The following is a 2,006-nucleotide window of genomic DNA, read 5'->3' as shown; positions in this document are numbered from 1 at the left end:
GGCGGGGGCGGTCGACGGGTGGCGCCAGGAGGGCGAGCGCCGCGAACGGCGGGCTGTCGGCGCCGGCCCGGTGAGCGAGCACACCGCCGAGTGGACCCTGGACACCCCGCAGAAGCAGGGGTACGTCGGGAGCCGGCGAGCCGAGTCGAGCGACGACGAGCCGGTGTCCGGGCCGGCCCCGCGTAGCCGGCCGCGGCGCGCGCAGCCCCGGCGACCGCAGGTGACCTGGTCGGGCCTGGCGGGCGCCAATTCCCCCGGCGGCGAGGGCGACGGGTGGGAGCCCGGTTCGACCGGTCCGCGGTCCCGCTGGTCGGGGTCGTCGGACTCGTGGTCGCGGCCGGCGTCCGACCCCTGGAGCCGGTCGGCCGATCCAGGTCCGGCGGAGCAGTCGGCGGTCGATCCGTGGGACGCCTCCGGGGTGCACGCCTGGGATCGCGCCGTCGTCGCCGAGCAGCGGGACGGCACGGGCCGGTGGGACCGTACGGAGCACACCGGCGAGTGGGACCGGATCACCGACACCGGCGAGTGGGACCGGACGGTGCCGCCGGCCCGGGAGGGCTGGGCGTCGGCGGAGCAGGCCGAGGCGTTCTGGTCCGGGACCCGGCTGGCCGGGGACGACCCGCGGTGGACGGAGACGCCGACCTCCGCAGCGCACTCGCCGGCGGTTCCCTACCCCGCGCCCCGGCCGCTGGAGGACGACCTGCTCGACCCGGATCCGGGTGGACCGATCCGGCCGCTGGTCTACACCGCCGCCTGTTACCTGGTGCCGGCGCTGCTGGTCGTCGTCGGGCTGCTGTTCCTCGACGGGCAGGCGCCGGCGGGCTGCGTCACGGACATCACCGGTGGCGGCTGCGATTCCCCGCGGGCGCACGCTCTCGCGTCGCTGATCGCGGGTGCCCCGCGGTTCGGGCTGGCGCTGGTGAGCAGCCTGGTCGTCGCGGTGGTGTTGCGCCGGGTCGGGACGACCTGGCGGTCGGCGACGGTGGCGTTGGCGGCGGCGGTGGTCGGCGGTGGGCTGTCCACCGTGATGATCAGCGCGGTGACCGGCCAGCCGATCGGCTGAGCGCCGCCGGAGGACGAGCGAAAGGGCCCGCACCGGCCAGTCCGGTGTGGGCCCTTTCGTCGTGCTGTCGGTGTCAGCCCTTGACGACGTTCAGGTCGAACTTGGCGGTCACCTCGGGGTGCAGCTTGATGCTGACCGGGTACGAGCCGAGCGACTTGATGTGACCGGGCAGCTCCAGCCGGCGACGGTCCAGGTTGGGACCGCCGGCGGCCTTGACGGCGTCGACGATCTCGGCCGGGGTGACCGAGCCGAAGAGCCGGCCACCGTCGCCGGCGCGGGCCTTCAGGTTGACCTTCAGGCCCTCAACCTGGGCCTTGACCTCGTTGGCGTGGCCGAGGTCGCGGATCTCGCGGGCCGCACGGGCCCGCTTGATGACCGTGACCTGCTTCTCCGCACCCTTGGTCCAGGCGATCGCGAAGCCCTGCGGCAGCAGGTAGTTACGGCCGTAGCCGTCCTTCACCTCGATGATGTCGCCCGGGGCACCGAGGCCGGACACCTCCTGCGTCAGGATGATCTTCATATCGGTGCCTCCTCTCAGCGGGTCGTGGCCGTGTACGGCAGGAGCGCCATCTCGCGGGCGTTCTTGACCGCACGGGCGATCTGCCGCTGCTGCTGCGAGGTCACGCCGGTCACCCGCCGAGCGCGGATCTTGCCGCGGTCGGAGATGAACTTGCGCAGCAGCGCGGTGTCCTTGTAGTCGATGTAGGTGATCCCGTCCTTGTCGAGCGGGTTCACCTTCTTCTTCGGCTTGCGAAGTGCCGCAGCCTTGGCCATTGCTCTTGCTCCTGGTTTGCGATCGCGGGCGCTCGGCGCCATTAGAACGGGGGCTCCTCGTCGAAGTTTCCGCCGCCCGAACCACCGCGCGAGGGAGCCGGGGAGGCCGAGGCCCAGGGGTCGTCGAAGTTGCCTCCGCCGCCCTGGCCACCACCGCCACCACCACCGA

At 73.1% G+C, this 2,006-nt stretch carries 2 protein-coding genes and 2 pseudogenes; 1 reads left to right on the top strand and 3 read right to left on the bottom strand.

Annotated elements, in window-relative coordinates; genetic code table 11:
- Window positions 1-1,063 (top strand): annotated as a pseudogene (locus tag ONA70_RS35975) (hypothetical protein); the annotation flags it as partial.
- Window positions 1,064-1,136: 73 nt separating this feature from the next.
- On the opposite strand, the gene rplI reads toward ONA70_RS35975, so the two are convergent.
- The 3 genes and pseudogenes from rplI to ONA70_RS35960 all read right to left on the bottom strand — a co-directional run.
- The gene (rplI, locus tag ONA70_RS35970; protein ID WP_265010934.1) at window positions 1,137-1,583 is read right to left on the bottom strand and encodes a 50S ribosomal protein L9; all 447 of its coding nucleotides are present in this window, start codon (window positions 1,581-1,583) and stop codon (window positions 1,137-1,139) included.
- Window positions 1,584-1,597: 14 nt separating this feature from the next.
- Window positions 1,598-1,837: a 30S ribosomal protein S18 gene (gene rpsR, locus ONA70_RS35965; RefSeq protein ID WP_013289355.1), complete on the bottom strand. Its 240-nt coding sequence runs from the start codon at window positions 1,835-1,837 to the stop codon at window positions 1,598-1,600.
- A 41-nt stretch (window positions 1,838-1,878) separates the two neighbouring features.
- Window positions 1,879-2,006, bottom strand: a pseudogene (locus ONA70_RS35960) (single-stranded DNA-binding protein); the annotation flags it as partial.

Source organism: Micromonospora yasonensis (assembly GCF_026013475.1).
Taxonomy (GTDB): Bacteria; Actinomycetota; Actinomycetes; order Mycobacteriales; family Micromonosporaceae; genus Micromonospora; species Micromonospora yasonensis.
Note: the sequence above shows the minus strand (reverse complement) of the source record. Positions and strands in the feature narration are given on the sequence as shown.

Bases quoted from the DNA above. Each gene is read 5' to 3' on its own strand.
- rplI (WP_265010934.1), bottom strand. From the start codon at position 1,583: ATGAAGATCATCCTGACGCAGGAGGTGTCCGGCCTCGGTGCCCCGGGC.
- rpsR (WP_013289355.1), bottom strand. From the start codon at position 1,837: ATGGCCAAGGCTGCGGCACTTCGCAAGCCGAAGAAGAAGGTGAACCCG.